Source organism: Thiohalorhabdus sp., from assembly GCF_036628635.1.
GTDB lineage: Bacteria > Pseudomonadota > Gammaproteobacteria > Thiohalorhabdales > Thiohalorhabdaceae > Thiohalorhabdus.
In genome coordinates, this window is the sequence record NZ_JAZKRM010000111.1 from 1 (window position 1) to 3159 (window position 3159).

A 3159-nucleotide genomic window follows, 5' to 3' on the forward strand; every position below is an offset into this window, starting at 1 on the left:
CCCCGAAGGCCAGGCCGTCGGCCGCGGCGTCGGTCAGCACCAGCCACAGGCCGAGGAACAGGATGAAGGCCCGCAACGCGGCCCAGACGGCACCATGCCGCTGCAATGCGCTCTCCTGAGGCCGAAGGGTCCGAACCACTGAGGTTACGGTTCCGGCCGGCAAGCGTCCAGGGAGCGCCTTATCCCTCCCGGGCTGTGGCCATCTAGGCCGTTCCGCCGCCCGGCCCGTCGCCGCCGTCGCGGGGCTGGCCCCGGGAGCGCCCGCCCGGCCAGCGGTGGCTGACCACCGAATAGCGCCATCCCGCCAGGAACAGGCCGTAGCCCAGCAGGGCGACGGGAAGCGCGATAAGGCCGCTGCCCAGAGCCAGATACAGGGTCTGGCGGGTGGCCTCGTCGACCAGCCCCTCGGTGGGCAGCAGCGGCGCCAGCATGCGCCCGAACACCGCCTCCCCAAGGCGGTTGAAGGCGAAGTAAAGGGCCGGGGCCGTCAGGGGGTTGCTGACCCAGGACACCAGGAAGGCGGCGGGGAAGCTGGCCCGGATCCACACGCACAGGAGGATCATCAGGATAGTCTGGACGCCCACCGTGGGGGTCAGGCCCACCAGCAGGCCCACCGCCACCCCCCGGGCCAGGGCGCGCCGATGGATGCTCAAAAACCCCGACCGGGCCAGGATGCGGGCGACCAGGGGATGGTCCCCGAGCCACTGGCGGACGGTGGCCTCGGTGGGCAAATGGCGTCGAAATACCCGATGCATGGGCAGGCGGACCTTGGTCAGCTATCAGCGATCGGTGACAACGTTCAAGAAGGGGCGCCCCAACCACGTGCCGACCCACAGAGGCCTTTGTAGGAGCCCAATTTATGGGGCGAGCCTTTCGTTTCCGGGGCCTCGATCCGGCAACGGCTCGCCCGGCGGAGCTGGGCTCCTACAGCCCCCGGTGCCGGGGGGCGGGCCCAATCCGCCCTCAATTAAAGCGGTAGGCCGGCAAATTCGATCAGGCCTGATCGCCCTGGCTAGGGCACTCGCAGCGGCACGAACAGGGTGCGCTCACCCCGCTGGATCAAAACCGGCACCCGGGCCCCGGACTCAACCCGGCTGAGCAGCCTCGAGACCACGCCGGGACCCTCGATGCGGGCCTCGCCCAGCTTAAGAATAACATCGCCGGGGCGGATTTCGGCCCGGCGGGCCGGCCCTTCCCCGATCCTCTTGACCAGGGCTCCCCCGGTCTCCGGCAGGGGTCGGCGCTGGCGCAGCTGCTCGGGGACGGGCACAAGGCGCATGCCCAGGGCACTGGTGGGCTCGGAGGCCATATCCTCACCCTTCTTGCCCCGCGCCTCGGCCAGGGCGCCGAGGGTGACGGCCTTTTCGATGCGCTCCTCGTCCCGCAGAAGGGTGAGCGTCACCTCCGATCCCGGATCCTTGCGGCCGACCAGGGGCGGGATATCGCCGGCCTGGCGGATCGTTTGCCCATCCACCGCCAGGATGACATCGCCCGCCTGCAGATCGGCCTCCTCGGCCGGGGTGCCGGGCCGGACACGGGTAACCAGCCCGCCGCGGGGCTTGTCCAGCCCCATGGATTGGGCCAGCTCGCGGTTCATATCCTGGACAGCGACCCCCAGATAGCCGTGGGTTACCTCGCCATCGGCCTTGATCTCGGCCACCACATCCTGGGCCACTTTGCTGGGGATGGCGAAGGACAGGCCCATGTAGCCCCCGGATTTGGAGTAGATCTGGGCGTTGACCCCGACCACCTCACCCTCGAGGTTGAACAGCGGCCCGCCGGAGCTGCCCGGGTTGATGGCCACGTCGGTCTGCAGGAAAGGCACGTAGCTGCCGGACTGGCCGGGGATGCTGCGGCCCTTGGCGCTGACGATACCGGAGGTAACACTGTGCTCGAAGCCAAAGGGCGAGCCCATGGCGAGAACCCATTCACCAACTTGCGGCCCATTGCCCGCCGCCCAGTGCACCGTTGGCAGCCCCTCGGCGTCCACCTTCAGCACCGCCAGGTCGGTGGCCATGTCCTTGCCCAGAACCTCGGCCTCCAGCTGGCGCCGGTCGGCGAGCTGGACCACCACCTTGCTGGCCTGCTTGACCACATGGGCATTGGTGACGATGTGGCCATCGCTGGAGACGATAAAGCCCGAGCCCAGGGAGCTGACCTTGCGCTCGCGGCCGCCGCCGCGCTCGCCGAAGAAGCGCTTGAAGAACTCCTCGAAGGGGGTCCCCTTGAAGCGCTCGGGGATCGGCGGACCGCCGCCGCCTACCTTGCGGGTGGTGCTGATGTTGACCACGGCGTCCCGGTTGGCCTCGACGATCCCGGTGAAGCCCGGGAGGGAATCGGCGGGAGCCCGGGTGACCTGCTCGGCGCCGGCCTCGTCGGCCTGGGAGGAGGCCCTGTCCCCGGAGCTGGGGGACTCCGTGCAGGCCGCCAGGATCAATCCGAAAGCAAGAGCGGCGACCTTCAGGAAGGGGGAGTGCGAATGAAGGGAAGCCATACGGTCCTTTCGGTTGGTTGCCAAGCTTGGAGGAAACGGCCTATCCGATCGCTTCAGGGACTTTGGATTGGCGTTTGGCCGGTGGCGCCGGCTGCCGCCCCCGACAAGCCCGGTCATCGCAGGCGTAGCGAAGCGATCTACCCACCGAGACCTCGATCCGGGAGACCGCCGCGGCCCTGCCGGGCCTCGCGGTGACGCCCTATGCCGTCATTGCGAGCGCAGCGAAGCAATCTGCCGACCGGGGCCTCGCTCCGGTGAATCGCCACGGCCCTGTCGAGCCCTAGCAATGACTAGGCGCAGCGTCAGGGTCGAAAACCACGGCTTCCCTGAAGGAACTGGATGGCCAGGTTGAGGAACCGGAAAAGTGACGCCGTTTTGTCATACCGACAAGGGATCGCTGGAATCCCCGAGGCCCTTCGGCCCCTCCGGGGGGCGTCCGGTTAGTCAGCGGATCCAGCAGCGGAGTTCAAGAGGCGCCGTATACGGGGTAGGCAGCGCCTGGGAGGACCGTCCCCGGGAAGAGGTCGAATCGTCAAACGAAGGGCAGCCCGACCCGACCGATCCCTTTAGTCAGGGGGGCTAGTCCGCGTACCAGGAGCCGTCGGGATTGGGCTTCATCCACAGGAAGCTGTACCAGTAGAAGACCCCGTTGGTCTCGCTGCTGG

Annotated in this window: 2 protein-coding genes; both read right to left on the reverse strand. The window is 68.3% G+C overall.

Features of this window, described 5'->3' with window-relative positions; translation table 11 throughout:
* Window positions 1-203: 203 nt before the first annotated feature.
* Entirely contained in the window at window positions 204-755 is a 552-nt protein-coding gene (locus V5A19_RS14150; protein ID WP_332327978.1) for a DUF2062 domain-containing protein, read from the reverse strand.
* A 257-nt stretch (window positions 756-1012) separates the two neighbouring features.
* Window positions 1013-2494 carry a Do family serine endopeptidase gene (locus V5A19_RS14155; protein WP_332327979.1) on the reverse strand — a complete coding sequence of 494 codons (1482 nt, stop codon included), beginning with the start codon at window positions 2492-2494 and terminating at the stop codon, window positions 1013-1015.
* Window positions 2495-3159 lie beyond the last annotated feature (665 nt).